The following is a 25,228-nucleotide window of genomic DNA, read 5'->3' as shown; positions in this document are numbered from 1 at the left end:
CGGCCATGGACGTCACCATTCACTCGAGCTTCCTCCCCCACACCGACCCGGAAGCCTCGCTCGCCTTCTACCGCGACCTGCTCGGCTTCGAGGTCCGCCAGAACGTCAAGTACGGCGGCCTGCAGTGGATCACCATCGGCCCGCCGAACCAGCCGGACACCGCGATCGTGCTGACGCCGCCGACCGCGACGCCGGGGCTGACCGACGACGAGCGCCGCATGATCGGCGAGATGATGGCGAAGGGCACCTACGCCGGGGTCAACCTGGCCACCAAGGACCTCGACGCCTTGTTCGCGAAGCTGCAGGCGGGCAACGCCGAAGTCGTCCAGGAGCCGATCGACCAGCCCTACGGCGTCCGCGACTGCTCCTTCCGCGACCCCGCCGGCAACCTGCTGCGCATCCAGGAACTGCGCTGACCACGACCGCGGCGGCGCACGGCTACCGCGAAGTGCTGCGCGACCGGCGGATCGCCGGTCTGCTCCTGGGGGACCTCCTGGCCAACGTCGGCACGGGCATGCTGCTGGTCGCCATGCCGGTGCAGACGCTGTCGCTGCACGGCGGCGTGCCGAAGGCGATCGCCATCGGGCTCGTGGAGGCGGCGCCGTTCGTGCTCTCCACCGCGCTGGCGCTGGCCATCGGGCTGGGCCGGGTGCGCGTGCCGCCGCGGACGCTGCTCGTCGCCGACTGCGTGCTGCGGTCGCTGACGTTCGCCGCGCTCGGCGTCCTGGCCGCCACCGGCACGCTGACCCTGCCGGTGCTGCTCGCCGGGCTCTTCTTCGGCGCCACGTTCCGGCTGGCCGGGGCGAGCGGCCGCCGGGTGCTGGCGACGGCGGCCGCGGGCGAGGCCGGGCGGTTCTCGGTCAACGGGCTGCTCGGCCTGAACACGACGTTCGCGCTCTACATCGCCGGGCCGGTGCTCGGCGGGATCGTCGTGGCCACCGCGGGCGCGAGCCTCGCGCTGCTCCTCGACGCGTGCGGCGCGCTGGTCCTGCTGGCGGCCACCCTGGCGTGCGTCCCCCAGCCCGCCGAGGCCCCCGGGCGGCCGGAAAGCTCCGGGTGGCGGATCCTGCGCCGCCGTCCGGTGGCCGCGCGGCTGCTCGTCGTCGAGTTCTTCTTCAACTTCCTCTACATGCCCATCGAAGTGGCGCTCCCGCTGTACGTGAGCGGGACGCTGCACGCCGGCGCCACCGGGCTGGGGTGGCTCTGGGGTGCGCTCGGTGCGGGCGCGTTCCTCGGGGCCGCGCTGGTCAGCCGGCTGCGGAACCTGCCGCAGCGGCCGCTGCTGGTCGCGATCATCGGGCTGTGGGCGCTGTGCCCGATCGGCCTCGCGCTGACCGGCGACCTGACCGTGGCGCTGCTCGTCTTCGGCCTGGGCGGCCTGGTGTACGCGCCGTTCACGCCGGTCGCCTACAGCTTCCTGCAATCCGGGCTGGCACCCGATGAACAGCAGCCGGTCGTCACGCTCTGGACGACCGGCGCGACCGTGGCCGCCCCGCTGGGCCTCGCGCTGGGCGGGCCGCTGGTCGAGCTGGCCGGCAGCACCGGCGGGCTGGTGCTGTCCGGGGTGCTGACCCTCCTGCTGCTCCCGATCGCGGCCCGGGCGGTGCTCGGCCGCACACCGGAAGGGGAACCGACATGTGCCTGAGCCTCGCCGCCGCCGCGCGAAAGCACCTGGGCGAGCTGGCGCTGCTGCGCCGCGTCCGCGATCGCATCGACCGTGAATGCGCGCGGCCGCTCGACGTCGAAGCGCTGGCGCGCGACGCGGCGATGCCGGTCGCGCAATTCGTCCGCCGGTTCCGGGAGGCTTACGGCCTTTCCCCGCACGATTACCGGCGGGCCGCCGAAGCGGTCAGGAATCGAGAAGCCCCGGCCCCGCGGCCGAAAGTAGCGTGATTCCCATGAACCTCACCATTCACCAGACGTTCCTCCCCCACCACGACCACGAAGCTTCGCTGGCCTTTTACCGCGACACCCTCGGCTTCGAAGTGCGCAACGACGTCGATTACGGCGGCCAGCACTGGCTCACGATCGGTCTCCCGGACCAGCCCGACACCGCGCTCGTCCTGCAGCCGACGGGCGCCGCTTACGCGGGCCTGTCCGACGAAGAACGCCGCACCGTCACCGAAATGATGGCCAAGGGCAGCTTCGCGGCGGTCAACCTGGCCACCGACGACCTGGACGGCACCTTCGAGCGGGTCCAGGCCGGCGCCGCCGAAGTCGTCCAGGAGCCGACCGACCAGCCGTGGGGCATCCGCGACTGTTCCTTCCGCGACCCCGCGGGCAACCTCGTCCGCATCCAAGAAGTGCGCTGATCCCACCGAAAAGCTGGAGAACCCCGATGAGCAAGCCCACGAGGAAGAGCGCGTCGCACACCGCCGACAGCCACGACCTGATCCGCGTCCACGGCGCACGCGTCAACAACCTCAAGGACGTCAGCGTCGAGCTGCCCAAGCGGCGGCTGACGGTGTTCACCGGGGTCTCCGGCTCCGGCAAGAGCTCCCTGGTGTTCAGCACGATCGCGGCCGAGTCGCAGCGGCTGATCAACGAAACCTACAGCACCTTCGTGCAGGGGTTCATGCCGACGCTGGCCCGGCCGGACGTCGACGTCCTCGACGGGATCACCACCGCGATCATCGTCGACCAGGAGCGGATGGGCGCCAACCCGCACTCCACCGTCGGCACCGCGACCGATGCGAACGCGATGCTGCGCATCCTGTTCAGCAGGCTCGGGACGCCGCACATCGGTTCGCCGCAGGCGTTTTCGTTCAACGTCGCCTCGATCAGCGGGGCGGGGGCGGTGACCATCGAAAAGGGCGGGCGCCAGATCAAGGAGCGCCGCAGCTTCAGCATCACCGGCGGCATGTGCCCGCGCTGCGAGGGCCGCGGCAAGGTCAACGACATCGACCTCACCGCGCTCTTCGACGAGGACAAGTCGCTCAACGAAGGCGCGATCACCATCCCGGGCTACAGCATGGAGGGCTGGTACGGCCGCATCTTCCGCGGCTCCGGCTTCTTCGACCCGGACAAGCCGATCAAGAAGTTCACCAAGAAGCAGTTCGCCGACCTGGTGTACAAGGAACCGACCAAGATCAAGGTCGACGGCATCAACCTCACCTACTCGGGGCTGGTCCCGGCGATCCAGAAGTCCATGCTGTCCAAGGACGTCGACTCGATGCAGCCGCACATCCGCGCGTTCGTCGAGCGGGCGGTGACCTTCCAGACCTGCCCGGACTGCGCCGGAACGCGGCTGTCGGACGCGGCCCGGTCGTCGAAGATCGACGGGATCAGCATCGCCGACGCGTGCGAGATGCAGATCAGCGACCTCGCCGGGTGGGTCGGGAAGCTGGCGGAGCCGTCGGTCGCGCCGCTGCTGGACGCGCTGAAGCACACGCTGGACTCGTTCGTCGAAATCGGGCTCGGCTACCTCTCGCTCGACCGTCCATCCGGGACGCTGTCGGGCGGGGAAGCCCAGCGCACCAAGATGATCCGCCACCTCGGGTCGTCGCTGACCGACGTCACCTACGTCTTCGACGAGCCGACGATCGGGCTGCACCCGCACGACATCCAGCGGATGAACGAGCTGCTGCTGCAGCTGCGGGACAAGGGCAACACGGTGCTGGTCGTCGAGCACAAGCCGGAGGCGATCGCGATCGCCGACCACGTCGTCGACCTCGGGCCGCGCGCCGGTTCGGCGGGCGGCGAGGTCGTCTTCGAGGGCACTGTGGACGGTCTCCGCAAGAGCGGGACGCTGACCGGGCAGCACCTCGACGACCGGGCGTCGCTGAAGTCGTCGGTGCGCTCGCCGTCGGGCGTGCTGGAGGTGCGCGGGGCCTCCACGCACAACCTCCAGGACGTCGACGTCGACATCCCGCTCGGCGTGCTGGTGGTCGTGACCGGGGTGGCGGGCTCGGGCAAGAGCTCCCTGATCCACGGCTCGGTGTCCGGCGGCGAAGGCGTGGTGACGGTGGACCAGACCGGCATCCGCGGTTCGCGCCGCAGCAACCCGGCCACGTACACCGGTTTGCTGGAACCGATCCGCAAGGCGTTCGCCAAGGCCAACGGCGTGAAGCCGGCGTTGTTCAGCGCCAACTCCGAGGGCGCCTGCCCCAACTGCAACGGCGCCGGCGTCGTCTACACGGACCTGGGCATCATGGCGAGCACGGCCACCCCGTGCGAGGTGTGCGACGGCAAGCGGTTCTCGGCCGAGGTCCTGGACTACACCTTCGGCGGCCGCGACATCAGCGAGGTCCTCGGGATGTCGGTCGCCGAGGCACTGGAGTTCTTCGCCGACGGCGACGCGAAAACCCCGGCGGCGCACAAGATCCTGACGCACCTGTCCGACGTCGGCCTCGGCTACCTCACCCTCGGCCAGCCGCTGACGACGCTGTCCGGCGGCGAGCGCCAGCGCATCAAGCTGGCGACGCACATGGCGGAGCAGGGCGGGGTGTACGTCCTCGACGAGCCGACCGCGGGCCTGCACCTGGCCGACGTCGAGCAGCTGCTCGGCCTCCTGGACCGCCTGGTGGACGCGGGCAAGTCGGTGATCGTGATCGAGCACCACCAGGCGGTGATGGCGCACGCGGACTGGATCGTCGACCTCGGTCCCGGCGCGGGCCACGACGGCGGGAAGATCGTGTTCGAGGGCACGCCGGCGCAGCTGGTGAAGGCGCGGAAGAAGACCCTGACGGGCCGGCACCTGGCGGAGTACATCGCCTGACCGAAGCACCCCGATGTGGCGTTCGGTGCGTTGAGCGCACCGAACGCCACATCGGGGTGCTCGTATACCAGCGTGGCCGGTAGGGCTGGCCCCCCGAAAGTGCCGGGAGCCCACCGCATTCCGTCAGGCGCCGCCGTCGCGAAGACTCGGGTGCGTGACCACCACAGAGAATCACGTCGGCAGCGACTTCGCCCGGCTGAGCCACCGCATCTCCGCCGCCGGGCTCATGGCGCGCCGGCCCGGCTACTACGCCGTCCGGACCGCCGTCGTCGCCGGGCTCTTCGCCGCCGGGTGGGTGGCCTTCGCGCTGCTCGGGAACTCCTGGTGGCAGCTCGGTGTAGCCGTCTTCCAGGCCTTCCTGTTCGGGCAGATCGCGCTGCTCTCCCACGACCTCGCGCACAAGCAGGTGTTCCGGCGCCGGCGCCCCACCGAGGCCGCCGGGATGCTCGCCGGGAACCTCGGGGTCGGGATGAGCTACGGCTGGTGGATGGACAAGCACACCCGCCACCACGCCAACCCGAACCACGAGGAGCTCGACCCCGACGTCGACCCGGACATCCTGGTGTGGTCGAAGGACCAGGCGCGCGCCAGCCGCGGGGTGGCGCGGTTCATCGGGCGGTACCAGGCGTTCCTGTTCTTCCCGCTGCTCACCCTCGAAGGGCTGAACCTGCACTGGTCGGGGATCCGCGCGGTGCGGAAACCGGGGCTGCGCCACCGCAAGACCGAAGCCGCGCTGCTCGCCGCGCACCACGTCCTGTACTTCGGCGCGCTGTTCACCGTGCTCTCGCCCGGCATGGCGCTGCTCTTCTTCGCCGTCCACCAAGGACTGTGGGGTGTCTACATGGGATCGATCTTCGCGCCGAACCACAAGGGCATGCCGACGCTGACCGGGCCGGCCCAGCTCGACTTCCTGCGCAAGCAGGTGCTGACGTCGCGCAACGTCCGCGGCGGCCTCGTCACCGACGTCGCGCTCGGCGGGCTCAACTACCAGATCGAGCACCACCTGTTCCCGAGCATGCCGTCGCCGCACCTGCGGCGGGCGCAGCCGATCGTCCAGGCCTACTGCGCCGAGCTCGGGGTCCCCTACCTGCAGACGAGCCTGGCCGAGTCCTACCGGCAGGCGCTCACCCACCTGCATGAAGCTGGGGCGCCTCTCAGGAACCGTTCGTAGACTCGGCAGCATGAGGAAGACGATCGCGACCCTCCGGGACCTGCCGGCGGCGTTCGGCGCGAAGGCGGCCGGGGCGCGGGCCGAGCGGGTGCGCTCGTCGCCGCAGTTCGACGGGAAGGTGTTCCGCAACGCGGCGCCGCGCCACCCGATGACGGCGGCGGCGATGCGGACCATCTTCCGCGAGATGTTCTTCGGCGAGCACCGCGAACTGCGCAAACCGGGCGGTGCGGTACCGCTGGTCGCCGGCGCGCCGGTCGAATCGGCCGAGGGCCTGCACCTGACCTGGTACGGCCACGCGTCCGCCCTGGTCGAGCTCGACGGCGCCCGCGTGCTGCTCGACCCGGTGTGGAGCGAGCGGGTGTCCCCCGCGGCGTTCGCCGGCCCGCGGCGGCTGCACGAGCCCCCGGTGCCGCTGGCGGGCCTCGGCCGGATCGACGCGGTGGTCATCTCGCACGACCACTACGACCACCTGGACCTGGCGACCGTCCGCGAACTGGTCGCGTCGACGACGGCGCCGTTCCTGGTGCCGCTCGGGGTGGGTGCCCACCTCGAACGCTGGCGCGTCCCGGAATCGCGGATCATCGAGCTCGACTGGCGCGAGGAAGCCACGGTGGCGGGCATCCGGTTCGTCGCGACGCCGGCCCAGCACTTCTCGGGCCGCGGCATCTCGAACGACAGCACGCTTTGGACGTCGTGGGCGCTGCTCGGGCCCGAGCACCGCGTGTTCTACAGCGGCGACACGGGCTATTTCGACGGGTTCGCGAAGATCGGCGAGGAGCACGGCCCGTTCGACGTCGCCCTGATCCAGATCGGCGCGTACGCCCCGCTCTGGCCGGACATCCACATGACGCCGGAGGAAGGCGTCGCGGCGGGCCTCGACGTGCGGGCGAAACTGCTGGTCCCGGTGCACTGGGCGACGTTCCAGCTCGCGATGCACCCGTGGGGTGAGCCGGCGGACCGCGTGTGGCGCGAAGCGAAGGCGGCCGACCTGGCGCTGGCGGTCCCCCGCCCGGGCGAGCGCATCGACGCGGCCGCGCCGCCGCCGGTGGACGGCTGGTGGCAGGCGCTGTGAAGCTCAAGCTGGACCTGCACGACATCTACAACCGCGGCGGCGAGATCGACCGGGCGCTCGAAGCGATCATCGACGAAGCCGTCGCCAAGAAGGCGCCGCTCGTCGAGATCATCCCCGGCAAGGGGTCGGGCCAGCTGAAGAAGCACGTCCTGCGGTTCCTCGAGCGCAAGGACGTCAAGGCGCGCTACCACCGGGTCGAGAAGGACAAGGACAACTTCGGCCGGGTGTTCGTGCACTTCCGCTGGAAGTGATCAGAACCGGCTGTCGTGCCGGGCTTCGGCCCACGCGCGGTCCCACGCCGCCGAGTGGAGGCGGCCCAGGACGAACCGCCCGGCGCCGTAGAGGCCGGCCAAGGAGCCCGTGATCGCGACCCACAGCAGGATCGCCGCGAAGACCCCGTCGGCCGCCGACGTCGACGCGGAGAGCGGCTCGGCGGCCAGCTCGCCGCGCTGGTCGAGCCAGACGGAGACGCGGGTGCCCGCCGGGCTGCCCGCGTCGGCGAGGACGTCCCCGGTGTGGCGGGCGCCGCGGGCGTCGAACCAGGCGGCCTGGACGGTCGTCTGGTCGGCCGGGGCGCCGGCGCCGTCGGTGCTGTAGGGCTGGCTGGGCGCCGCGGCGAGCGACACCGCGGTCGCCGGGTGGCGGGTGGTGCGCTCCTGCTCGGCGCGGGCGGTCTGCGCGGCGTAGGTGTCGGAGCCGAACGCCGCCGCGAACGGCACGGCCAGGAGCGCGCCGGCGATCACCAGGAGCAGCAGGAGGGACTCGAACCGGTCGCCCGCCCGCGCCAGCGGGTTGCGCCCGGGGTGCAACCGGCGCCGGAACCGGGCGATCCGTCCGCTGGGCCTGCGCATGCGCGACTCACTCCTCCCAGAAGACGTCATCTCGATAACAGTGTGCGCGCAGGGGCTCGACTTTCTCTCGTAAATGGGATGCGGCCCACCTGTGAACCGGTGCACAACCACCCGGTCGCGCTAACTCGCCGCGATCGCCGACCACAGCGCGTGAGCGATCTGGGGTCCGGTGACGTCGGTGTGGCCGCGCACGAACCGGTCCGCGCGGAGGTTGTGCGGCACCCCCGGCCGCCAGCGGTAGGTCCCGGTCACCGGGAGCAGCCCCGCGGCGACGGCTTCGGCGGTCCGCTGGGCGCCGTCGTGGCCCATGCCGCCGTACGCGCTCGACGCGTCCCCGATCCGGGACGCGATCGCGTAGGGGATGCCGACGGTGAGATCGGCGGCGGAGTGCGTGACCAGGATCGGCCCGCGCACGAGCCGCTCGGCCACGACGCGGCGGAACGCCCCCGCCCGGCCGCCGGCCCAGTCGGCGGAAAAGGCGAAGTGCGAGAACGCCGCCTGCAGCAGGGTCAGTGTCGCCGGTGCCCCGGCCGGGAGCGCGTTCGCGGCCGCGGCCACCAGCCGGGCGCCGAAGCTGTGGCCGACGAGGTGGACCTTCGGCCCGCCGGCCGCCGCCAGCAGCGGCGCGAGGCCGCGGACGCCGATCTCCCCGGCGCGGGCCTTCAGCTCGTAGCCGGCGAGGAAGTCCAGCAGCTGGGTCGCCGCGTCGGTGAACCCGGTCTTCCCGAGCCGGTCCATGACCGTGCCGCCGGGCAGCGTGAACAGCTCCGTCGAGGCGTCTTCGTGGTCGTCCGCGCCGCGGGCGGCCACCGAAAGCAGCGCGGCGGCGAACGCCGTGCGCGCGGTCGCGCGGGCCGGCAGCGCCGGCACCAGGTCGGCCGCGGCGTCGATGGTGAGCCGCTGGCCGGGCACGAGGTCCCGCAGCAGGTCGAGGCGCTCGGGCACGCCGGTGTCCGGCCCGGCGAGCTTCCGCGACGGCCACAGCACGCAGGCGAACGCGATCCGGCGGCCGGGCCCGCCGCCGGCGACCGAGCGCATCGACCCGGCGAGGGCGGAGTAGAGCAGGCGCGCGACCAGGGGGCCGTCGTTCCAGCCGTGGCAGAGGACGACGAGGTCGGTGACCGCCGGATCGGCCGCGAGCGCCCGCACGGCCGCGCCCCGGTCGCCGACGACGGCACCCGCCTGGTCGAATTCGACCTCGGCGGCCGGGAATCCGCACAGCTGCACGGGGTCCTCCTCGGGCGACGGCTCCCGGGGAAGTCGCGCGCGCCCCGGCGCCCGTTACTCGCCCCCACCCACCCGTAAGGGGACCTTGCTCGCGTCCGACGCGCTGAAGGGGACTTTCCTCCCGTCACCCGAGAGGAACGTCCCCTTCAGCGCGGGCGGCGGGTGCTCAGAGCCAGTCGTCCGGACGCGGCCACGGCATCAGCGCCGCCAGTGCGTCCGGTGCGGGTTCGGTCACCGCGTAGCGGCCGCGGTGGAACAGCAGCGGCCGCGCGTCCGACGGCGCGCCCAGCGCCGTGACCCGGCCGATCACGACGTAGTGGTCCCCCGCCTCGTGGACGGCTTCCAGCGCGCAGTCGATCCACGTCAACGCGCCGTCGAGCAGCGGGGCCCCGGACGGCGCCGGGGTCCAGCCGACGCGGGCGAACTTGTCCTCGCCGCGGGCGCCGAACACCGCGCTGACCTCCTGCTGGTCCTCGGCCAGCACGTTGACCGCGAAGCGGCCCGCCGCGGCCAGCACCGGCCAGGTCCGCGACGTGCGGGCCGGGCAGAACAGCACCAGCGGCGGGTCCAGCGACAGCGCCGCGAACGACTGGCAGGCGAAGCCGGCGAGGGTGTCGCCGTCCCGGCCGGTGACCACGGTGACGCCCGTGCAGAAGTGCCCGAGCACGGTGCGGAAACCGGCCTGGTCGACCGCCACCGCGGTCATGCGCGGCCTTGACCGAGTGCACCGACCGAGAAGTCGTGGCCCCACAGGGAAACCGCGGTGCTTTCGCGGGCGATCCAGTTGTCGTCGTCGACCTGGCGGCCTTCACAGCCGAACTCGACGTCGAAGCCGCCGGGGGTCTTCATGTAGAACGACAGCATCAGGTCGTTGACGTGCCGGCCGAGCGTGGCCGACATCGGCACCTTGCGCCGGATCGCGCGGTCGAGGCACAGCCCGACGTCGTCGGTGTTCTCGACCTCCACCATCAGGTGCACGATCCCGGACGGCGTCGGCATCGGCAGGAACGCCAGGCTGTGGTGGCGCGGGTTGCAGCCGAAGAACCGCAGCCACGCGGGTGGCCCGTCGGCGGGCCGGCCGACCAGCTGCGGCGGCAGGCGCATCGAGTCGCGCAGCCGGAAGCCGAGGACGTCGCGGTAGAACCGCAGCGACGCTTCGTCGTCCTTTGTGGACAAAACCACGTGCCCCAGGCCCTGCTCGCCGGTGACGAACTTGTGGCCGTACGGGCTGACCACGCGCCGGTGCTGCAGCGCGACGCCGTGGAACACCTCCTGGGTGTTGCCGGACGGGTCGTCGAAGCTGATCAGCTCGTCGACGCGGCGGTCGGCCAGCTCGTCGGGCGTGCCTTCCTTGTACGGCACCGACGCACTGTCCAACCGCGACCGCAGCTCGGTCAGCTCGCCCGCGTTCGCGACCTCCCAGCCGGTGACGGCCAGCCGGTCCGCGGACCCGGGTGAGATGACCAGGCGCGCCGGGAAGTCGTCCATCCGCAGGTAGAGCGCGTCCGGGTCGGTGCCGCTGCCTTCGACCATGCCGAGCACCTTGAGCCCGTACTCGCGCCACGCGGCCATGTCGGTGGCTTCGACGCGCAGGTAGCCCAGTGACCGGATGCCCATCAGGAACTCCCGAGGAAGTCGAGGGCCAGCCGGTTGAACTCGTCGAACTTCTCCAGCTGGGCCCAGTGCCCGCAGCCGCCGAACACGTGCAGCTGCGCGCGCGGAATCGTCTTCAAGGCCACCAAAGCGCCGTCCAGGGGATTGACGCGGTCCTCGCGGCCCCAGATCAGGAGCACGCGCTGGCGGAGCCGGTGGGCTTCGCGCCAGAGCATGCCTTCTTCGTAGGTTCGGGGGTGGGCGAACGACTTCCCCATCGCCCGCATCGCGGCCAGGGACTCCGGGGTGTTCGCCGCGGCGAAGCGGTCGTCGATCAGCTCGTCGGTGATCAGCGCCTGGTCGTGGACCATGATGCGCAGGAACGCTTCCATCCGCTCCCGGCTCGGGTGCGCCCCGAACTTGCCGAGGTTCTTGACGCCCTCGGTGGGGTCGGGCGCGAACAGGTTGACGCTCAGCCCGCCCGGCCCCATCAGCACCAGCCGCCCGGCGCGCTTGCCGTGGTTCAGCGCGAACCGCACCGCGGCCCCGCCGCCGAGCGAGTTGCCGACGAAGTGGGCGCGTTCGATGCCGAGGGAGTCCATCAGCCCGGCGACGGCGTCCGCGCTGTGCCGGAAGTACTGCGGGTGCTCGGTCGGCTTGTCCGACCGGCCGAAGCCGGGCTGGTCGACGGCGATCGTCCGGTAGTGCTTGGCGAACTCCGGCAGGTTGCGCCCGAAGTTGCTCCACGCCGACGCGCCGGGCCCGCCACCGTGCAGCAGGATCACCGTCTCGGCGTGTTCCGCGCCGGCTTCGTGGTAGTGCAGCCGCAACGAGCCGGCCTGGACGTACTTCCCTTCGGGCGCGGCCATCAGTACATCGCGTTCTCGACGGGGAGCCCGAAGGCGCCGGTGCCGAACATGACGTAGGCGCGCTCGGCGTCGTTCGCCGCGTGCACCCGGCCCGCGTGCGCGTCGCGCCAGAAGCGCTGGATCGGCGTGCCGCGCTGGATGGCGCGGCCACCGGAGTTCTCGAAGAGCCGGTCGATCGCCGAGATCGCGCGTTCGGTGCCGCGGACCTGGTCGCGCCGGACGCGCAGCCGGAGGTCGCTGGGCAGCCGCTCCTCGCGCTTGGCGAGCTCGTACAGCTCCTCGATGTTGCGGGTCAGCTGCAGCCAGGCGGCGTCGATCTCGCTGGCCGCCTCCGCGATCCGCACCTTGGCGAACGGGTCCTCTTTGGACTGTTCACCGGCGTACGCGGCCCGCACGCGCTTGCGCTGGTGCTCGACGTGGGCGTCGTAGGCACCCTGGGCCATGCCGATGATCGGCGCGGTGATCGTGGACGGGTGCACCGATCCGTAGGGCAGCCGGTACAGCGGCCCGGGGTTGATCGCCTGGCCCGGCACCTTGCACTTCGACGTCGCGATGAAGCTCAGCGCGCGGTGCTGCGGGATGAAGACGTCCTCGACGACGATGTCGTTCGAGCCGGTGCCGCGCAGGCCGACGGTGTCCCAGACGTCCACGATGGTGTAGTCCGCGATGGGCAGCAGGTAGGTGCAGAAGTCGACCGGCTTGCCGTCCTTGAACGCGGGTCCCCCGAGCAGCACCCACGTGCAGTGGCCGGAGCCGGAGGAGAAGCTCCAGCGGCCGGACAGCCGGTAGCCGCCGTCGACGACCTCCGCCTTGCCCATCGGCGCGTACGACGAGGAGATCCGCACGTCCTCGTCCTCGCCCCAGACCTCTTGCTGGGCCTGCCGGTCGAACAGCGCCACGTGCCACGGGTGGACGCCGAGGATGGAGGCGACCCAGCCGGTGGATCCACACGCGCTCGCGATCAGCTTGACCGCGGTGTAGAAGCTCACCGGGTCGGTTTCGAGGCCCCCGAAGGACTTCGGCTGCAGCATCTTGAAGAACCCGGTCTCCTGCAGGGCCTTGACGGACTCCTCGGGGACGTTCCGCGCGTCCTCGGTGTCCTGGGCCCGTTCCCGCAGGACCGGCAGGAGGTCCCGGACCCCGGCGATCACCTGCTCACTCATGCGCAGTCCTCTCTTCTCGCTGCGCCAAGACTAGAACACGTTCTCGTTTTTGTCGAGAACACCCTGCGCCAGGGCACTGTTGATCCCCGCCCTGCGGCCGGAAAACACGCAGTCGGCCAGCGACAGGCCGCTCACGTAGGACCTGGAACAGATTCCCACGGCGGTCCGGCCGGCGGCGTACAGGCCGGGGATCGGCTCCCCCGCCGCGCTCCGCACCGCACCCGTGCTCTCGGCCACGACCAGGCCGCCGAGGGTCAGCATCGGCGTCGGATAGCCGAGGTTCGGCCGCACCGAGATGTCGATGAGCGAGTACGGCGGGTTGTCCAGCCGCCGCGCGAACTCGGCGGGCTTGCCCACCGGATCGCGGTCGCCGCGGTAGGCCTCGACGCTCGCGCGCAGCCCCTGCGGATCGACGCCGGCCTTGCGCGCGGCCTCTTCGACCGTCGCGCCCGTCACGCGGCCGCGGCGCAGCAGGTACCGCAGCTGCAACCCCTGGAACCACTGGCTTTGCGCCTTCGTGTCCCGCCGGGCCTCGGCCACGATCGGCGCGTCGACGAGCAGCCAGCCCTTGCTCCCGTGCTCCTCGATGAGCTTCTCGCCGACCGCGGCGCCGTACCGGGACTCGTCGATGACCCGGCGGCCCGCGGCGTCGACGATGATGCCGCCGAGGAACGCGCTGGGCGGGGTGATGAACCGCCACGCGGAGATCCGGCCGAGCTCGCCGGTCGCGGCCCCGGCCTCGACGCCGAGGCGCAGGCCCGAGCCGTCGTCGGCGGACGTGCCGAGCGGCAGCCCGCCGCGGTAGCCCGGCGCGTGCTCGCGCACCAGCTCGCGGTTCGCGATGAACCCGCCGGCCGCGAGCACGACCCCGCGCCGGGCGGAAATCCGCAGCTCATGGCCGTGCGCGCGCTCGATCCGCTCGACCCGCCGGTGCAGCGACTTGCGCAGCGAGGGCACGTAGATGCCGGGTTTCGCGGCGTACCGCGCGAGCCGCCGGTGCCGGGCCCGCACCCCGGCGGGCGCGTCCCGCAGCGTGTCGGCGACGAGCCCGGTGACCCGGCCGTCTTCGCGGATCAGGCCGCGGGCGCGGGTCTGGGTCAGCACCCGGATCCCCCGCCGGCGCACGGCCTCCTTCAGCCGGGTCATCAGCAGCTTCCCCGAGGTCCCCGGCCCCTTGACGCGGTGCCCGCGCGGGGCCGGTTTCGCCGCGTCGCGGAAGCCGCCGGCGGCCTCGCTGCCGGAGTAGTACAGGTAGTGGGCGTCGCTCGGGTACGACGTCTTGTACGGGCACAGGCTGCCTTCGAACGGCACGCCGTTGCCCTCCAGCCAGGTGATCATCTCGCGGCTGCCCTCGCAGAACCGCCGCAGCGTCTCTTCGGCGACGACGTCCCCGGTCTCGAGCCGCAGGTAGGCGTACATCGCGTCGACCGAGTCGTCGACGCCCGCGTCGAGCTGCTGGGCGGTGCCGCCGCCCGCGTAGACCACGCCCCCGCTGACCGCGCTGGCGCCACCGCCGTCGAACCGCTCGACGATGACGACGTCGGCGCCCGCGTCGGCCGCTTCGAGGGCGGCACAGGCGCCGGCCGCCCCGAACCCCACGATGACCACGTCCGCGACGAGTTCGTCCATGGTCGGTACCCTAGAACTGAAACACGTTCTCGTCTATGGTGACCGAAGCGGCTCCCAACTGGGTACTCATTTCGTGGAACACGTTGCAAGTGAGGTGGCATGACGGAGCAGTTCGACGTCGTCGTGGTCGGCAGCGGCGCCGCCGGGATGACCGCCGCGCTGGCCGCGGCCCACCACGGCCTCAGCGTCGTGGTCCTGGAGAAGGCGGCCTGTTTCGGCGGCTCGACCGCCCGCTCCGGCGGCGGGGTCTGGCTGCCGGGCAACCACGCGCTGCGGGCCGCGGGGATCGACGAACCCCCCGAACGGGCCCGTGAGTACCTGGCATCGATCGTCGGCGACGTCGTCCCGGCCGTCCGGCGCGACACGTTCCTGGCGCACGGGCCCGAGGTGCTGAAGTTCGTGTGCGACCACACCCCGCTGGAGTTCCGGTGGGTCCGCGACTACAGCGACTACCACCCGGAAGCCCCGGGCGGGCGGCCCGGCGGGCGCTCGGTCGAGCCGGCCGCCTTCGACGGCAAGCTGCTCGGCGCGGAGCTGGCCCACCTCGAGCCGCCCTACAGCGCTCCCCCGCTCGGCGTGCCGATCACGCAGGCCGACTACCGCTGGCTGAGCCTCCTCGCGCGGCACCCCCGCGGCAGCCTCCGGCTGTTGTCGCTCGGCCGGCAGTGGCTCGTCGGGAAGCTGCGCGGGCAGCGGCTGCTGAGCATGGGGCAAGCGCTTGCGGCCGGCCTGCGGGTGGGCCTGGCCAGGGCGGGCGTCGAGGTCCGGCTGAACACGCCGCTGGTCGATCTCCGGGCCGAGGGCGGCCGCGTCACCGGCGTCGTCACGCCCGGCGGCGTCGTCGGGGCCCGGCGGGGAGTGATCCTCGCCAGCGGCGGGTTCGAGCAGAACCTCGAGATGCGCGAGAAGTACCAGCGCGCGCCGATCGGCGTCGACTGGACCGTCGGCGCCGCCGCCAACACCGGCGACGGCATCAGCGCCGGCAGCCAGCTCGGCGCGGCGCTCGACCTGATGGACGACGCCTGGTGGGGGCCGTCGCTGCCGCTCACCGGCGGCCCGTGGTTCGCGCTGGCCGAACGGTCGCGGCCGCGCAGCATCATGGTCGACGCGCGCGGCGAGCGGTTCGTCAACGAGTCCGCGCCCTACGTCGAGGCCGTGCACGCGATGTACGGCGAAGGCGACGGGCCCGGCGAGCACATCCCGACCTGGCTGGTGTTCGACCAGCGCTACAAGGACCGGTACATGTTCACCGGCATCGGGCCGCGCCAGCCGCTGCCCGGCCGCTGGTTCAAGGCCGGGATCGCGGCGAAGTCGTCGACGCTGGCCGGGCTGGCGGCGAAGATCGAGGTACCGGCCGAAGCGCTCGAAGCCACGGTGACGCGGTTCAACGGCTTCGCGCGCAACGGCGTCGACGAGGACTTCCACCGCGGGGTCAGCAAGTACGACCACTACTACGGCGACCCGCGCAACAAACCCAACCCCAGCCTCGGACCGCTCGACAAAGCGCCGTACTACGCGGTCAAGATCGTGCCGGGCGACCTGGGCACCAAGGGCGGGCTGCGCACCGACGAACACGCGCGCGTGCTGCGCGAGGACGGCTCGGTGGTGCCCGGGCTGTCCGCCGCGGGCAACGTCAGCGCGGCCGTGATGGGCCGGACCTACGCCGGACCGGGCGCGACCATCGGCCCGGCCATGGTGTTCGGCTACCTTGCGGCGACGCGGCTGGCGAACGAAGATCAGGGCACCACGGGAGGCGAACGATGACGCAGGAGTCCGTACGCACGATCTACGCCGGCGAGCCGCCGACCCGGTTCGCCCGCGGCTGGCACTGCCTCGGCCTGGCCGAGCGGTTCCGCGACGGGAAACCCCACGCGGTCACGGCGTTCGGCACGAAGCTCGTGGTCTTCGCCGACTCGAAGGGCGAGCTGAACGTCCTCGACGGCTACTGCCGGCACATGGGCGGGGACCTCACCCAGGGCTCGGTCAAGGGTGACGAGGTCGCGTGCCCGTTCCACGACTGGCGCTGGAACGGCAAGGGCAAGTGCGTCTCGATCCCCTACGCCAAGCGGGTTCCGCTGCGCGCGCGGACGCGATCGTGGACGGCGTCGGAGCAGAACGGCCAGCTCATGGTGTGGCACGACCCGGAGGGCAACCCGCCGCCGGCGGAGCTGGCCATCCCGCGGATCGAGGCCGCCCACAGCGACGAGTGGAGCAACTGGACCTGGGACGAGATCTTCATCGACGGCTCCAACTGCCGGGAGATCATCGACAACGTCGTCGACATGGCCCACTTCTTCTACATCCACTACGCCTACCCGACGTACTTCAAGAACGTCTTCGAAGGCCACATCGCCACGCAGTACCTCAACACCAAGGGCCGCCCGGACATGGGGATGGCCTCGAACTACGGCGGCGAGGACAACCTGCTGCGCTCGGAGGCGTCGTACTTCGGGCCGTCCTACATGATCAACAAGCTGGTGAACTCGTTCCAGGGCTACGAAATCGAGAGCGTGCTCATCAACTGCCACTACCCGGTCACGCCGACGTCGTTCGTGCTGCAGTACGGCATGAAGGTCAAGAAGCAGCACGGGCTCACCGACGAGCACGCCGACAAGATCGCGGCGAAGCTGGCCAAGGGCATCGGCGCCGGCTTCCTTCAGGACGTCGAGATCTGGAAGCACAAGACGCAGATCGACAACCCGCTGCTGTGCGAAGAGGACGGTCCGGTCTACCAGCTTCGCCGCTGGTACCAGCAGTTCTACGTCGACGCGGCCGACGTCACCGAGGACATGACCCGGCGCTTCGAGTTCGAAGTGGACACTTCGAAGGCCAACGAGGCGTGGGCGGCCGAGGTGGCGGAGAACCTGGCCCGGCAGCAGACCGAGGCGGAAGTGTGACGACCGCCGAGCAGACCGAGTTCCTCTCCGGCGGGCTGCGGCCGCACGAGTGCCGCAGCTGCGGGACGTGCGTGCTGGTGAAGAAGAACAGCATCCAGCACACGAGCATCCAGTGGACGTCCCGGCCCGCCGAGACGTGCCCGGTGTTCGCCGACGCGGACGGGCCCTCGGCGCTGCTCGACACGTGCCCGAAGCTGGCCGACAGCATCGGCGACGCCGTGCGCGACGGCACGCTGGCGGTGGCCGATGGCTGAGCGGGTCTACACGCTGACCGTCGCCGACGTCGTCGTCGAGACGCCGGACGCGCGGTCGGTGGTCTTCGAGATCCCGCCCGAGCACGCTTCGGCTTTTTCCTACCGGGCCGGGCAGTTCCTGACGCTGAAGATCCCCAGCGACCGCACCGGTTCGGTGGCGCGGTGCTACTCGCTCTCGAGCGCGCCGCACGAGAACCGCGTGCAGGTGACGGTCAAGCGCACCGACGGCGGGTACGGGTCGAGCTGGGTGTGCTCGTCGCTGGAGCCGGGCATGCGGGTCGACGTGCTCGCGCCGGCGGGGGTGTTCTGCCCGGCGTCGGTGGACGAGGACTTCCTGCTGTTCGCCGGCGGCAGCGGGATCACGCCGGTGATGGCGATCCTGAAAACGGCGCTGGAGACCGGTTCCGGGCGGGTCGTGCTGGTCTACGCGAACCGCGACGAGCGTTCGGTCATCTTCGCGGGCGAGCTGGCGTCGCTGGCGAAGCGGTACGGCGACCGCCTCGTCGTCGTGCACTGGCTGGAGAGCGTCCAGGGCCTGCCGGACGTCTCCCAGCTGCGCGGGCTGGCGTCCGCGTACACGTCCCACGAGGCTTTCCTGTGCGGGCCGGCGCCGTTCATGGCGGCCGTGCGGGAGGCGCTCGGGCAGCTCGGGGTGCCGCGGGACCGGGTGCACGTCGAGAAGTTCACGTCGCTGACGGGGAACCCGTTCGAAGCCGCTCCGGACGAAGAGCCTGCGCCGGCTTCGGACGAGGCACCGGCGTCGCTCACCGTCTCACTGGACGGCGACACGCGGTCGACGGCCTGGCCGCGGCAGCGGAAACTGCTGGACCACCTGCTGGAGCAGGGCATGGACGCGCCGTACTCCTGCCGCGAGGGACAATGCAGCGCGTGCGCGTGCCGGGTCGTCTCGGGCGAGGTGAAGATGCTGCACAACGAGGTCCTCGACGCCGAGGACATGGCGGACGGCATCGTGCTGGCCTGCCAGTCGCTCCCGGTCACCGACGACGTCTCGATCAGCTACGAGTAGGAGCCCGCGTGCCCATCAACCCCGACGTCGCGATCGGCGCCGAGATCGGCGAGGTGAGCTTCGCCTGGACGTCGTCGGACGTGCTGCTCTACCACCTGGCGCTGGGGGCGGGCCCGGACGAGCTGCGCTACACCTACGAGCGGGACCTGGTGGTGCTGCCCACGTTCGCGACCGTCGCGGCCAACCTGCGCGTGTTCGACCCGCCGGCGGTGTCGTTCCCCGGCGTGGAGATCGACCTGGCGAAGGTGCTGCACGGCAAGCAGGAGATCACCCTGCACGGGCCGATCCCGGCTTCGGGGAAGGCGGTGGCCCGCTCGCGGGTCGCGGACGTGTACGACAAGGGCAAGGCGGCGGTGGTCGTCCAGGAGGTCTCGGTCACGTCGTCGGCGGGCGATCCACTGTGGACGGCCCGGTCGAGCATCTTCGCCCGCGGCGAGGGCGGGTTCGGCGGCTCGCGCGGTCCGTCGGATCGCATCGAGTGGCCTTCGCGTGAGCCGGACTTCGTTTTCGAGACGCCGACGCTGCCGCAGCAGGCGCTGCTGTACCGGCTGTGCGGCGACCGCAACCCGCTGCACGCCGACCCCGAGTTCGCCGGGGCCGCGGGCTTCGAGCGGCCGATCCTGCACGGGCTGTGCACGTACGGGATCGTCGCGCGGGTGCTGGTGAACGAGTTCCTCGACGGCGACCCGGCCCGCGTGGCGGCGTTCGCGACGAAGTTCGCCGGGGTCGTGTTCCCCGGCGAGACGCTGCGGATCCGGGTGTGGCGCGAGGACGGCCGGCTGCTGGTCACGACGTCGGCGGCCGACCGGGACGACGCCCCGGTACTGGCGGACACGGTGCTGTCCACGCTCTGAACCCCCGCCCGCGCGCCCGCTACCGTGGAGGGGAGCGACTCGGGAGGACGGAACGCGATGCCGGAATACTTCGTGGTGCGGGGAACGGTCGAATCGGGCGACAAGCGCGGCCGCGAGCTGGGCTTTCCCACGGCCAACATCGCCCTGCGCGACCAGGACGGCTCCCTCGGCGACGGCGTCTGGGCAGGCTGGGCCGGCCGCGCCGACGGCTCCCGCATCCCGGCCGCGATCTCGGTCGGCCGCCGCCCGACGTACTACGGCGCGGACGGCTACCGCCTGCTGGAGGCCCACCTGCTGGACTTCACCGGCGACCTCTACGACGAGACGCTGGTGGTGTGGCTCGGCTCGCACCTGCGCGACCAGGAGAAGTACTCCTCGGCCGAGGACCTGATCACGGCGCTGAAGAACGACATCGCGACGGCGGCCCAGTGGACCCTCGAGCACCCGGCCGCTTCCCTGCCGGAACCGGGCGAAAGCCCCCTGGGCGAAGTCCGCCGCCTCACGAGCTGAAGGGGACGTTCGTCTCATCTGACGCGCTGAAGGGGACTTTCCTCGCATCTGATGCACGGAAAGTCCCCTTCAGCGGGCGTCAGAGGGCCGAGGCCAGGAGCAGGTAGCCCATGCCGGCGCCCATCGCCGCGCGGCAGAGTGCGCGGGAGGCCTGGCCGGCGCCGGCCGTCAGCTCCGTGCCGCGGAGCACGATGACCCCCGTGCGGGCCGCGTCGGCCACGAAGTACCCCGCCGCCGCCACCGCGAGGAGCGGCAGGGCCAGTCGGGTGTCCATTGTGGACATCGTCAGCCACGGGCCGTGCGTGCTCGGGTGCGGCATCGCCGTGACCATGTAGAACATCGCCGCCGCCGAGAGGGCGTGGTGGGCGCCGGACCGGCCGCGCCACCAGGCCACCGTGAACCAGCCCGCCGTCAGCACCAGAACCGCCTGCCAGCCCGCCGCCGGGATCGGGCCGCCGACCGGGGAGACCATCGCCACCATGGCCACCACCAGCAGCAGCTCGGCCAGGTCGCCGTGGCGGACGCCGAGGCCGAGCCGCGCGTAGTCGAGGCGGACCAGCCGCAGCACGCACGGCAGGGCCAGCGCCGCGAACACCGCGGTGAGCGCCCAGTCGACGACCATCGCCAGTCGGCCTCACTCTCCGTCGTGGGTGGTGTCTCCACCGTGACACCCACGACGGCCGCGCACCAGCCGTCAATGAGGTGACGCCTCAGTCACCCGTCAGGATGAGTCCGCTGGTCGGCACGCCCGTCCCGGCCGTGACCAGCACGCGGGCCGCGTCCGCGACCTGGTTGGCCGCCGTGCCGCGCAGCTGCCGGACGCCTTCCGCGATGCCGTTCATGCCGTGGATGTAGGCCTCGCCGAGCTGCCCGCCGTGCGGGTTGAGCGGCAGCGCGCCGTCGAGTTCCAGCGCGCCGCCGGCGATGAAGTCCTTCGCTTCGCCGCGACCGCAGAAGCCCAGCTCCTCCAGCTGCATCAGGACGTACGGCGTGAAGTGGTCGTACAGCACCGCGACGTCCACATCGGACGGTCCGAGCCCGGCCTGGCCCCACAGCTGCCGCCCGACGACGCCCATCTCCGGCAGCGCGGCCAGGTCGTCGCGGTAGTAGCTGGTCATCACGTACTGGTCCGGTCCGCTCCCCTGGGCCGCCGCGGCGATCACCGCCGGCGCCTGCGCCAGGTCACGGGCCCGCTCCACGCTGGTGACGACCAGCGCGACCCCGCCGTCGCTCTCCTGGCAGCAGTCGAGCAGGTGCAGCGGCTCGGCCACCCAGCGCGACGCCTGGTGCTGCTCGAGGGTGATCGGCCGCTCGTGGAACCAGGCGTTCGGGTTGGTCGCCGCGTGCTTGCGGTCGATCACCGCCACCCGGCCGAAATCCTCGCTCGTCGCGCCGTACTCGTGGAGGTACCGCCGCGCCACCATCGCCACGGTCGCCGCCGGGGTCGCGATGCCCATCGGGTAGTGGAACGCGTTGTCCACCCCAGACGAGTTCACCTGCCCCGCCGCGGCCGAGGACACCTGGCCGAACCGCATGCCCGAGCGCTCGTTGAACGCCCGGTAGGCGACGACGACGTCCGCGACCCCGGTCGCCACGGCCATCGCGGCCTGCTGCACGGTCGCCGCCGCCGCGCCGCCGCCGTAATGGATGCGGCTGAAGAACTTCAGCTCCGGGATGCCGAGTTCCCTGGCCACGGCGATTTCCGCGTTGCCGTCCATGGTGAACGACACCAGCCCGTCCACATCGGACGGTGCCAGCCCGGCGTCGGCGAGCGCGAGGGAGACGCATTCGGCCGCCAGCCGCAGTTCGCTGCGCCCGGAGTCCTTCGAGAACTCCGTCGCGCCGATCCCGGCGATGGCCGCCTTGCCCGAGAGCGTCACGGCAGGGTCACCTCCACGGTGCCGGCGACGTGCTCGCCGAGTGAGTCCACTCCGGACACCGCCACGACGACGTCGTTGCCGTCGGCGGACACCACCCGGCCGGTGAAGGTCAAGGTGTCGTAGGCGTAGCACGGCACGCCGAGCCGGATCTTGACCGAGCGGATGAGCGCCTCCGGGCCGGCCCAGTCCGAGACGAACCGCTGCACCAGGCCGGTGTCGGTGAGGATGTTGAGGAAGATGTCCTTCGAGCCGCGCGCCACCGCCGCGTCCCGGTCGTGGTGCACGTCCTGGAAGTCGCGGGTGGCCAGCGCCGTGCTGACGACGAACGTCGGCGTCGCCTCGATCGTCAGCGGCGGCAGTTCCGTTCCTTCGGCGACGGTCATCGGGCCACCTTCCACGCGGGCAGGGTCAGGTCGTCGTCGACCCGGACGAACGCCGCCACCACCGGCAGTCCGATGTGGACTTCTTCCGGCGCGGCTTCGAGCAGCTCCGCCATCACCCGGACCCCTTCTTCCAGCTCCACCAGTGCCACGACGAACGGCAGGTTCTTGCCCGGCACCGGCGGGTGGTGGTGCACGACGTAGGAGAACACCGTCCCGCGGCCGCTCGCGACGACGTAGTCCGGCTCGGCGTCGAGCGACCCGTCCGGCGGCATCGGCCCCGGCGGGTGCCGCAGCGTTTCGCCCCAGCGCTGGATGCGCAGCTCCCCTTCGCGGAGCCCGTCCCAGAAGAACTCGGTGTCCTTGCTGATCACCGGCCGCAGCACCGGCGCCGCCGGCGGCTTCGGGGCGGGCGGGCGGAACTTGAGGACGCGGAACATCATTTCCGCGACGGCTTCGCCGTCGACGTACCAGGTCATCCGCGTGGTGACGAACCAGCCTTCGCCGAGCGCGGTCTTCTTCGGCCCGACGACGTCTTCCAGTTTCGTCCGCGCCTCGACCCGCTCGCCCGGGCGCAGGTAGCGGTGGTAGGTCTGCTCGGAGTTCGTCGCGACGACGGAGGTGAACCCGGCTTCGTCCAGGAGCTCCATCATCAGGCCGAGCGGGTCGTCGCTCCCGCGCGGGACGTTGAGCCCGCCCATCGTCCACACCTGCGCCATCGCGGGGGGCGCGACGAGTCCCTTGTGCACACTCCGCGCGGCGAACTCCGGGTCGGTGTAGACGGGGTTGGTGTCCCCGATCGCTTCGACCCAGTTGTTCACCATGGCCTGGTTCACGGGGTCGCGCGCGAGACGCGGCGTGCTTTCCCCTCGGGCGGCGATTTCCCGAGCCGTTTCTTCGATGGTCATCGCGGCACCCTCGGCAGGCCAAGGCCGATCGACGCGATCAGCTCCCGTTGGATTTCGCTGACGCCGCCGCCGAAGGTCAGCACGATGTTGCGCTTCGCCGAGACGTCCAGCCAGTCCGCCAGCTCGGCGGTGTCCGGGTCGGCCGGATCACCGTGGCGGGCGACGAGCTCGTCGAGGTTCCGGCCGATCCGCTGGATCACCTCGGAGCTGAACACCTTGGTCGCCGACGCGTCCCCGACACCGACCGGCGCGGTCGCCGAGGACACCGCGACCTGCCAGTTCAGCAGCTCGTTCACCCGCGTCACCGCCATGGCCTCGGCCAGCACGGCCCGGACGTCGGCGAGGTCGAGCAGGCCGTGGGCGGCGGCCCAGGCGCGCACGCGGTCGTACATCCCGCCGATGCGCCCGGCCGGCCCGAGCATCACGCGCTCGTGGTTGAGCTGCGTGGTGATCAGCCGCCAGCCCTCGTTCTCCTTGCCCACCAGGCGGTTCACCGGCACGCGGACGTCCGAGTAGTACGTCGCGTTCACGTGGTGGGCGCCGTCGCAGGTGATGATCGGCGTCCACGAATAGCCCGGGTCGCTCGTGTCCACGATGAGGATCGAGATGCCCTTGTGCCTCGGCGCGTCGGGCGCTGTCCGGACCGCGAGCCAGATGTAGTCGGCGTCGTGGCCGCCGGTGGTGAAGATCTTCTGGCCGTCGACGACGTACTCGTCGCCGTCGCGCACCGCCGTCGTCCGCAGCGCCGCGAGGTCGGTGCCCGCCTCCGGCTCGGTGTAGCCGATCGCGAAGTGGATCTCGCCGGCCAGGATCTTCGGCAGGAAGAAGGACTTCTGCTCGTCGGTGCCGAACTGCTGCAGCGTCGGCCCGACGGTCTGCAGCGTCACCGACGGCAGCTGGACGTCGGCGCGCGCGGCCTCGTCGACGAACAGGTGCTGCTCGATCTCGCCGAAGCCCTGCCCGCCGTACTCCGCCGGCCAGCCGACGCCGAGCCGCCCGTCGCGGCCCATCCGGCGGACGATCTCGCGGAACACCGGCCCGTGCCGCTCGCGCCGCATCTCCCGGCGTTCTTCGGGGCTGATGAGCCCGGCGAAGTACTCCCGGAGCTCCGCGCGCAGATCCTTCTGCGCCGCGGTCAGTTCGACGTGCATCTCCCTCACCCCGCCACTCGTTCGCCGAGCTTGCCGAGCCGGTGCGCGGCACCGCCGAGCGCCCGGCCGAGATCCTTGACCGCCGACGAATACCGGTGCAGCGGGTACGTTTCGTCGACGCCGACACCGCCGTGCAGGTGGTGGCAGGTCGCGAGCGCCTTCGGGGCTTCCTCGGCGACCCAGTAGGCGGCGACGTCCAGTTCGGCATCCGCGTCGAGGCCGGCGGCCAGCCGCCACACCGCGGACGTCACGGCGAGGTGCACGGTCCGCGCGGCGACGTAGACGTCGGCGATCTGGCCCGCCACCGCCTGGAAGGTCGCCAGCGGGCGGCCGAACTGGGCGCGTTCGCCGACGTGCTTGACGGTGAGCGCGAGGGCTCCGGCCAGCAGGCCGTCGCCGAGCGCGAGCGCGCCGGCCAGCGCGAACCGGTGCAGCGCCGCGACCGCGCCCCGGTCGAAGAGGAGGTCGGTCTCCTCGACGGCGACGTCGTCGAGCCGCACGGTGCACTCCGGTGTCCCGGCCGAGTTCCGCGTGGGGACGAGCGTGACGCCGTCGGCGCGCGGGTCGACCAGGTAGACGGCGGTGCCGTGCGGGGTCGTCACCGGCGTGAGGATCCGGGTGGCTTCGGCGGCGTACGGGACCGCCGTCTTCACGCCGCTGATCAGCCACTTCCCGTTCGCCGCGCGCGCGGTCGCGGCGGGCTCGGCGGTGAGCGGGGCGGACGGCTCGTGCAGCGCCGCGGTGAGCAGCGCTTCCCCGGCCGCGACCGGCGGCAGGAGTTCCGCGCGCTGGGCGGGCGTGCCGAGCGTCTCGACCGGCAGGACGCCCAGCGCCAGCGCGGCGTACGCGGGCACCGGCGCGGCGGCCCGGCCGACCTCGGTCAGGACCTGCGCGACCTCCGCGACGCCCAGGCCGTCGCCCTCGAGGTCCGCGGGCAGCGCGAGCGCCAGCAGACCCGCGCCGGCGAGGGCGCGCCACGGATCGTCTTCGGCGCCGAGCACTTTCGCGGCGAGTGCGGCGATCTCGCTCTGCGTATCGTCAAGGGTGAAGTCCACGCCCGACCTCCGGCTCGGCG

27 protein-coding genes are annotated in these 25,228 nt (G+C 71.8%); 14 read left to right on the top strand and 13 right to left on the bottom strand.

The window, feature by feature from the left end; all coding sequences use genetic code 11:
- The first annotated feature begins 5 nt into the window (after positions 1-5).
- The 8 genes from AB5J73_RS25405 to AB5J73_RS25370 all read left to right on the top strand — a co-directional run bounded on the left by AB5J73_RS25405 (position 6) and on the right by AB5J73_RS25370 (position 7,211).
- Entirely contained in the window at positions 6-416 is a 411-nt protein-coding gene (locus AB5J73_RS25405; RefSeq protein ID WP_370961181.1) for a VOC family protein, read from the top strand.
- A gap of 32 nt (positions 417-448) precedes the next feature.
- Positions 449-1,645: an MFS transporter gene (locus tag AB5J73_RS25400; RefSeq protein WP_370961180.1), complete on the top strand. Its 1,197-nt coding sequence runs from the start codon at positions 449-451 to the stop codon at positions 1,643-1,645.
- Positions 1,636-1,893, top strand: coding sequence for an AraC family transcriptional regulator (locus AB5J73_RS25395; protein ID WP_370961179.1), 258 nt, complete (start codon positions 1,636-1,638; stop codon positions 1,891-1,893). Before AB5J73_RS25400 ends, AB5J73_RS25395 begins: the two co-directional genes overlap by 10 nt.
- 5 nt (positions 1,894-1,898) lie before the next feature.
- Positions 1,899-2,312 carry a VOC family protein gene (locus tag AB5J73_RS25390; RefSeq protein WP_370961178.1) on the top strand — a complete coding sequence of 138 codons (414 nt, stop codon included), beginning with the start codon at positions 1,899-1,901 and terminating at the stop codon, positions 2,310-2,312.
- A gap of 26 nt (positions 2,313-2,338) precedes the next feature.
- Positions 2,339-4,717, top strand: coding sequence for an ATP-binding cassette domain-containing protein (locus AB5J73_RS25385; RefSeq protein ID WP_370961177.1), 2,379 nt, complete (start codon positions 2,339-2,341; stop codon positions 4,715-4,717).
- Positions 4,718-4,871: 154 nt separating this feature from the next.
- Entirely contained in the window at positions 4,872-5,888 is a 1,017-nt protein-coding gene (locus tag AB5J73_RS25380; protein ID WP_370961176.1) for a fatty acid desaturase, read from the top strand.
- A 10-nt stretch (positions 5,889-5,898) separates the two neighbouring features.
- On the top strand, positions 5,899-6,960 hold the full coding sequence (locus AB5J73_RS25375; RefSeq protein WP_370961175.1) for an MBL fold metallo-hydrolase: 1,062 nt from the start codon (positions 5,899-5,901) through the stop codon (positions 6,958-6,960).
- Positions 6,945-7,211 (top strand): Smr/MutS family protein, encoded by a 267-nt coding sequence (locus AB5J73_RS25370; protein WP_249026888.1) that lies wholly within the window; start codon positions 6,945-6,947, stop codon positions 7,209-7,211. Before AB5J73_RS25375 ends, AB5J73_RS25370 begins: the two co-directional genes overlap by 16 nt.
- Here AB5J73_RS25370 and AB5J73_RS25365 read toward each other — a convergent pair whose 3' ends face one another.
- From AB5J73_RS25365 to AB5J73_RS25335, 7 genes are all read right to left on the bottom strand, one after another.
- The gene (locus AB5J73_RS25365; protein WP_370961174.1) at positions 7,212-7,811 is read right to left on the bottom strand and encodes a hypothetical protein; all 600 of its coding nucleotides are present in this window, start codon (positions 7,809-7,811) and stop codon (positions 7,212-7,214) included.
- Between the two features lie 120 nt (positions 7,812-7,931).
- Positions 7,932-9,038: a hypothetical protein gene (locus AB5J73_RS25360; RefSeq protein ID WP_370961173.1), complete on the bottom strand. Its 1,107-nt coding sequence runs from the start codon at positions 9,036-9,038 to the stop codon at positions 7,932-7,934.
- A gap of 166 nt (positions 9,039-9,204) precedes the next feature.
- Complete coding sequence (gene hsaB, locus AB5J73_RS25355) at positions 9,205-9,744, bottom strand: 3-hydroxy-9,10-secoandrosta-1,3,5(10)-triene-9,17-dione monooxygenase reductase subunit (protein WP_370961172.1); 540 nt, start codon at positions 9,742-9,744, stop codon at positions 9,205-9,207.
- Entirely contained in the window at positions 9,741-10,655 is a 915-nt protein-coding gene (gene hsaC / locus AB5J73_RS25350; protein ID WP_370961171.1) for an iron-dependent extradiol dioxygenase HsaC, read from the bottom strand. Before hsaC ends, hsaB begins: the two co-directional genes overlap by 4 nt.
- Positions 10,655-11,500, bottom strand: coding sequence for a 4,5:9,10-diseco-3-hydroxy-5,9,17-trioxoandrosta-1(10),2-diene-4-oate hydrolase (gene hsaD / locus AB5J73_RS25345; RefSeq protein WP_370961170.1), 846 nt, complete (start codon positions 11,498-11,500; stop codon positions 10,655-10,657). The genes hsaC and hsaD overlap by 1 nt, the downstream gene beginning before the upstream one ends.
- Positions 11,500-12,663, bottom strand: coding sequence for a 3-hydroxy-9,10-secoandrosta-1,3,5(10)-triene-9,17-dione monooxygenase oxygenase subunit (gene hsaA, locus AB5J73_RS25340; RefSeq protein ID WP_370961169.1), 1,164 nt, complete (start codon positions 12,661-12,663; stop codon positions 11,500-11,502). The genes hsaD and hsaA overlap by 1 nt, the downstream gene beginning before the upstream one ends.
- A 30-nt stretch (positions 12,664-12,693) precedes the next feature.
- A complete protein-coding gene (locus AB5J73_RS25335) occupies positions 12,694-14,292 on the bottom strand; it encodes an FAD-binding protein (RefSeq protein ID WP_370961168.1) in 1,599 nt (532 codons plus the stop codon).
- A gap of 99 nt (positions 14,293-14,391) precedes the next feature.
- On the opposite strand from AB5J73_RS25335, the gene kstD reads away from it, so the two are divergent.
- Genes kstD through AB5J73_RS25305 form a run of 6 tightly spaced genes read left to right on the top strand, consistent with a single transcriptional unit; the run spans position 14,392 to position 19,834 of the window.
- Positions 14,392-16,056, top strand: a complete 1,665-nt coding sequence (kstD, locus tag AB5J73_RS25330; RefSeq protein WP_370961167.1) for a 3-oxosteroid 1-dehydrogenase — start codon at positions 14,392-14,394, stop codon at positions 16,054-16,056.
- Positions 16,053-17,189 (top strand): Rieske 2Fe-2S domain-containing protein, encoded by a 1,137-nt coding sequence (locus AB5J73_RS25325; RefSeq protein ID WP_370961166.1) that lies wholly within the window; start codon positions 16,053-16,055, stop codon positions 17,187-17,189. Before kstD ends, AB5J73_RS25325 begins: the two co-directional genes overlap by 4 nt.
- A complete protein-coding gene (locus AB5J73_RS25320; RefSeq protein ID WP_290060424.1) occupies positions 17,186-17,443 on the top strand; it encodes a hypothetical protein in 258 nt (85 codons plus the stop codon). The genes AB5J73_RS25325 and AB5J73_RS25320 overlap by 4 nt, the downstream gene beginning before the upstream one ends.
- Positions 17,436-18,470 (top strand): 2Fe-2S iron-sulfur cluster-binding protein, encoded by a 1,035-nt coding sequence (locus AB5J73_RS25315; protein WP_370961165.1) that lies wholly within the window; start codon positions 17,436-17,438, stop codon positions 18,468-18,470. Before AB5J73_RS25320 ends, AB5J73_RS25315 begins: the two co-directional genes overlap by 8 nt.
- Positions 18,471-18,478: 8 nt before the next feature.
- On the top strand, positions 18,479-19,324 hold the full coding sequence (locus AB5J73_RS25310) for a MaoC/PaaZ C-terminal domain-containing protein (protein ID WP_370961164.1): 846 nt from the start codon (positions 18,479-18,481) through the stop codon (positions 19,322-19,324).
- A gap of 57 nt (positions 19,325-19,381) precedes the next feature.
- The gene (locus tag AB5J73_RS25305; protein WP_370961163.1) at positions 19,382-19,834 is read left to right on the top strand and encodes a riboflavin kinase; all 453 of its coding nucleotides are present in this window, start codon (positions 19,382-19,384) and stop codon (positions 19,832-19,834) included.
- Positions 19,835-19,913: 79 nt separating this feature from the next.
- On the opposite strand, the gene AB5J73_RS25300 is transcribed toward AB5J73_RS25305, so the two are convergent.
- The 6 genes from AB5J73_RS25300 to AB5J73_RS25275 all read right to left on the bottom strand — a co-directional run bounded on the left by AB5J73_RS25300 (position 19,914) and on the right by AB5J73_RS25275 (position 25,208).
- Positions 19,914-20,456, bottom strand: a complete 543-nt coding sequence (locus AB5J73_RS25300; protein WP_370961162.1) for a DUF5134 domain-containing protein — start codon at positions 20,454-20,456, stop codon at positions 19,914-19,916.
- Between the two features lie 88 nt (positions 20,457-20,544).
- Complete coding sequence (locus AB5J73_RS25295; RefSeq protein ID WP_370961161.1) at positions 20,545-21,714, bottom strand: lipid-transfer protein; 1,170 nt, start codon at positions 21,712-21,714, stop codon at positions 20,545-20,547.
- Positions 21,711-22,097, bottom strand: coding sequence for a MaoC family dehydratase (locus AB5J73_RS25290; protein WP_370961160.1), 387 nt, complete (start codon positions 22,095-22,097; stop codon positions 21,711-21,713). Before AB5J73_RS25290 ends, AB5J73_RS25295 begins: the two co-directional genes overlap by 4 nt.
- On the bottom strand, positions 22,094-23,002 hold the full coding sequence (locus AB5J73_RS25285; protein WP_370961159.1) for a bifunctional MaoC family dehydratase N-terminal/OB-fold nucleic acid binding domain-containing protein: 909 nt from the start codon (positions 23,000-23,002) through the stop codon (positions 22,094-22,096). The genes AB5J73_RS25290 and AB5J73_RS25285 overlap by 4 nt, the downstream gene beginning before the upstream one ends.
- The gene (locus tag AB5J73_RS25280; RefSeq protein ID WP_370961158.1) at positions 22,999-24,153 is read right to left on the bottom strand and encodes an acyl-CoA dehydrogenase family protein; all 1,155 of its coding nucleotides are present in this window, start codon (positions 24,151-24,153) and stop codon (positions 22,999-23,001) included. The genes AB5J73_RS25285 and AB5J73_RS25280 overlap by 4 nt, the downstream gene beginning before the upstream one ends.
- A gap of 5 nt (positions 24,154-24,158) precedes the next feature.
- The gene (locus tag AB5J73_RS25275; protein WP_370961157.1) at positions 24,159-25,208 is read right to left on the bottom strand and encodes an acyl-CoA dehydrogenase family protein; all 1,050 of its coding nucleotides are present in this window, start codon (positions 25,206-25,208) and stop codon (positions 24,159-24,161) included.
- Positions 25,209-25,228: the final 20 nt, after the last annotated feature.

The organism is Amycolatopsis sp. cg9 (assembly GCF_041346945.1).
GTDB lineage: Bacteria > Actinomycetota > Actinomycetes > Mycobacteriales > Pseudonocardiaceae > Amycolatopsis.
Note: the sequence above shows the minus strand (reverse complement) of the source record. Positions and strands in the feature narration are given on the sequence as shown.

Excerpts from the sequence above, each read along its gene's own strand:
- AB5J73_RS25325 (WP_370961166.1), top strand. The coding sequence starts at position 16,053 with ATGACGCAGGAGTCCGTACGCACGATCTACGCCGGCGAGCCGCCGACC.
- AB5J73_RS25335 (WP_370961168.1), bottom strand. The coding sequence starts at position 14,292 with ATGGACGAACTCGTCGCGGACGTGGTCATCGTGGGGTTCGGGGCGGCC.
- hsaA (WP_370961169.1), bottom strand. The coding sequence starts at position 12,663 with ATGAGTGAGCAGGTGATCGCCGGGGTCCGGGACCTCCTGCCGGTCCTG.
- AB5J73_RS25305 (WP_370961163.1), top strand. The coding sequence starts at position 19,382 with ATGCCGGAATACTTCGTGGTGCGGGGAACGGTCGAATCGGGCGACAAG.
- AB5J73_RS25385 (WP_370961177.1), top strand. The coding sequence starts at position 2,339 with ATGAGCAAGCCCACGAGGAAGAGCGCGTCGCACACCGCCGACAGCCAC.
- AB5J73_RS25290 (WP_370961160.1), bottom strand. The coding sequence starts at position 22,097 with ATGACCGTCGCCGAAGGAACGGAACTGCCGCCGCTGACGATCGAGGCG.
- AB5J73_RS25285 (WP_370961159.1), bottom strand. The coding sequence starts at position 23,002 with ATGACCATCGAAGAAACGGCTCGGGAAATCGCCGCCCGAGGGGAAAGC.
- AB5J73_RS25405 (WP_370961181.1), top strand. The coding sequence starts at position 6 with ATGGACGTCACCATTCACTCGAGCTTCCTCCCCCACACCGACCCGGAA.
- hsaC (WP_370961171.1), bottom strand. The coding sequence starts at position 10,655 with ATGGGCATCCGGTCACTGGGCTACCTGCGCGTCGAAGCCACCGACATG.
- kstD (WP_370961167.1), top strand. The coding sequence starts at position 14,392 with ATGACGGAGCAGTTCGACGTCGTCGTGGTCGGCAGCGGCGCCGCCGGG.
- AB5J73_RS25390 (WP_370961178.1), top strand. The coding sequence starts at position 1,899 with ATGAACCTCACCATTCACCAGACGTTCCTCCCCCACCACGACCACGAA.
- AB5J73_RS25365 (WP_370961174.1), bottom strand. The coding sequence starts at position 7,811 with ATGCGCAGGCCCAGCGGACGGATCGCCCGGTTCCGGCGCCGGTTGCAC.
- hsaB (WP_370961172.1), bottom strand. The coding sequence starts at position 9,744 with ATGACCGCGGTGGCGGTCGACCAGGCCGGTTTCCGCACCGTGCTCGGG.
- AB5J73_RS25315 (WP_370961165.1), top strand. The coding sequence starts at position 17,436 with ATGGCTGAGCGGGTCTACACGCTGACCGTCGCCGACGTCGTCGTCGAG.
- AB5J73_RS25375 (WP_370961175.1), top strand. The coding sequence starts at position 5,899 with ATGAGGAAGACGATCGCGACCCTCCGGGACCTGCCGGCGGCGTTCGGC.
- AB5J73_RS25280 (WP_370961158.1), bottom strand. The coding sequence starts at position 24,153 with ATGCACGTCGAACTGACCGCGGCGCAGAAGGATCTGCGCGCGGAGCTC.
- AB5J73_RS25395 (WP_370961179.1), top strand. The coding sequence starts at position 1,636 with ATGTGCCTGAGCCTCGCCGCCGCCGCGCGAAAGCACCTGGGCGAGCTG.
- hsaD (WP_370961170.1), bottom strand. The coding sequence starts at position 11,500 with ATGGCCGCGCCCGAAGGGAAGTACGTCCAGGCCGGCTCGTTGCGGCTG.
- AB5J73_RS25300 (WP_370961162.1), bottom strand. The coding sequence starts at position 20,456 with ATGGTCGTCGACTGGGCGCTCACCGCGGTGTTCGCGGCGCTGGCCCTG.